3 protein-coding genes are annotated in these 2,643 nt (G+C 37.5%); all 3 read right to left on the reverse strand.

All coding sequences use genetic code 11. The annotated features are described in order from the left end of the window. Positions 1 to 72: 72 nt before the first annotated feature. Genes LDB17_RS01055 through LDB17_RS01065 form a run of 3 tightly spaced genes read right to left on the reverse strand, consistent with a single transcriptional unit; the run spans position 73 to position 2,533 of the window. Positions 73 to 435: a glycine betaine ABC transporter substrate-binding protein gene (locus LDB17_RS01055; RefSeq protein ID WP_393924836.1), complete on the reverse strand. Its 363-nt coding sequence runs from the start codon at positions 433 to 435 to the stop codon at positions 73 to 75. Continuing rightward, complete coding sequence (locus LDB17_RS01060; protein WP_252637502.1) at positions 432 to 1,313, reverse strand: proline/glycine betaine ABC transporter permease; 882 nt, start codon at positions 1,311 to 1,313, stop codon at positions 432 to 434. Before LDB17_RS01060 ends, LDB17_RS01055 begins: the two co-directional genes overlap by 4 nt. A gap of 2 nt (positions 1,314 to 1,315) precedes the next feature. Continuing rightward, a complete protein-coding gene (locus LDB17_RS01065) occupies positions 1,316 to 2,533 on the reverse strand; it encodes a glycine betaine/L-proline ABC transporter ATP-binding protein (RefSeq protein ID WP_252637503.1) in 1,218 nt (405 codons plus the stop codon). Positions 2,534 to 2,643 lie beyond the last annotated feature (110 nt).

The following is a 2,643-nucleotide window of genomic DNA, read 5'->3' on the forward strand; positions in this document are numbered from 1 at the left end:
TGTTCCTGCCCAAGTTAATATAGAGTCTATAGAGGAGTTGAATGAAAAAAAAGACAAGTTTGACGAGAAAATCTATGGAATTGCTTCAGGAGCAGGAACAACAAGCCCGGTTATACCATCGTCAAAAACAGTTCCTAATACATCTAGTTTATGCCCGTATTTAGCCCAATAATCTTTTTGTGTATGAGGTAGCCATGCATCCATATATATATCGGCATCACCACGAGATAGAGCTGTATAAATTGGACCCGGTTCTATACGCTTTAAGGTTACCGTATATCCTTTATCCTCTAACATAACCTTTGCCAAATATGTAATAGCGATTCCCTCCGCCCAGTTGGGGTATAATATCAGTACATCTTGTTTATGACGAGGCTCACAAGATGTAAGACCGAGCAATAAGACTGAGAGTAGAATGTATATTATCTTATTCATTTCTGTTCCTCCTTTTCTTTACCTAAAAGCTGTGTCATTCTATCTAATATAATCGCTAATATTACAATACAAAGCCCTGCTTCGAAACCCAAAGCAACATCGGCCTGCTGAATACCTGCATATACACTTTCGCCCAGTCCTCCGGCTCCTACCATTGAGGCTATAACGACCATCGATAGAGACAACATAATTACCTGATTAATACCAGCCAAAACAGTGGTCATGGCTAATGGCATCTGGACTTTGAACAAAGTCTGACGTCTTGTACAACCAAAGGCAACAGAAGCTTCTACAACCTCTTTCGGTACACTCTTTATTCCCAGAGCTGTCATCCTAACAGCCGGAGGCAATGAAAAAATAACCGTGGCCAAAACACCCGGCACATTACCTACCGAAAAGAATAAAATTGCCGGAATCAAATAAACAAAAGCGGGCATTGTTTGCATAAAGTCTAGTAATGGGCGAATTATAGCATAGGCTTTTTTATTGTATGCGCACCATATACCTAGAGGTATGCCAATCATCAACACAATAAGCGTTGCTACCAATACCAAGATAAATGTATCCATTGTTTGTTCCCAAAAGCCCATCCAGTAAATAAGCAGAAGCCCTAAAACACAAAAGAGAGGGAATCCTATCAGTGTTGCTATATTGTTTTGCCATGATTTATGATTTCCTAAGGATTTCTTTTTAATAATAAAAGCGATCAGTGCCACAATAGCAATAATCATGTAGAACGGAACATACCCGAGTAATTCTTGTAACACATCAACGCTATTATCTATCATAATGGTTATCTGACGAAAGAGCGGTGCTGCTGTATCTGACAACCAATCTACAAAACGTTCTATATACTTACCTATATCTAGTTTATTCATATTTAACTTGCATTTTCTATTATTTCTTTAACAGCTTCTTCGTCATATCCTGTAACCATAGCTACTACATCAGAATATCTTATACAGCCTATTAGCCTCTCACTACAGTCAACTACAGCCAAAGGATATTTTTGATTTATAAACAATGGGAGCATATCCGAAACTGAGTGATCTTCCATTACTTTAGGAATATCCATCAATATAGATTCCAATCCCTTTTCTCCGGCAGCAATTTTACGTTCAACATCTTTTTTTCTTACATAGCCCTTAAACTTGTTATCCTCGCTTATAACTGCCACAAATCGTAAAGTGTGACGCTCCATCAACCTCAACGCCGATGCCAAACCATCCTTTCCTAACTGAACTCTTGCTCTAAATGGTTCCATTATTGTAGAAGCTGTTATAATTTTAGATAAATCAACATTTCCGATAAAAGCTTTTACATAATCATCGGCAGGATTCATCAAGATATCCTCGGGGCTACCTTGCTGAACAATCACCCCATCTTTCATAATCGCAATAGTGTTTCCTAACTTTAAAGCCTCATCAAGGTCGTGTGTAATAAAGATGATGGTCTTTTTAAGTTTTTGTTGAATATCCAACAGATCGTCTTGCATTTGTGATCTGATCAGTGGGTCTAATGCGCTAAAGGCTTCATCCATTAAAAGAATCTGAGAATCGGTTGCTATGGCTCGGGCAATTCCAACACGCTGCTGCATTCCGCCACTCAGTTGATAAGGGTATTCATTCTCATAGCCCGACAGACCAACTATTTTTATTATTTCTTTTGCTTTTTCATAACGCTCTTTCAGATTTATATTCTGAATTTCGAGACCAAAAGCAACATTGTCTATTATTGTCTTATGAGGCAAAAGTCCAAAATTCTGAAACACCATTCCTACTTTTTTTCTGCGAAGATTCAACAACTTAGATTTATTCATTTTTGTTATATCTTCTCCATCGATAGAAATGCTACCTGATGTAGGCACATTCAACATATTAAAGCACCTGAGCAAGGACGATTTCCCACTGCCCGACAAACCCATTACAACAAATATTTCACCTTCTTTAATCGAAAGACTTACATTATTCACTGCAATTGTACACTTTGTTCTTTGGTGAATTTCTTTTTTTGATTTTCCGCTTTTCAGCATTCTTAGAGCTTGCTTCTTGGCTGTTCCAAATATCAGAAACAAGTTCTTCATTTCTATTTTATTCATATTTATTATTGATTAAAATAATATCCTATATTTATATTAAAGCGACTATTGCATCTGGCATTTGCAGTCCCTTTACCTAGACCTTCTCCAAAGTTAGATGTCAGCCACGG

It is taken from the genome of Dysgonomonas sp. Shenzhen-Wh21, from assembly GCF_043392705.1.
GTDB lineage: Bacteria > Bacteroidota > Bacteroidia > Bacteroidales > Dysgonomonadaceae > Dysgonomonas.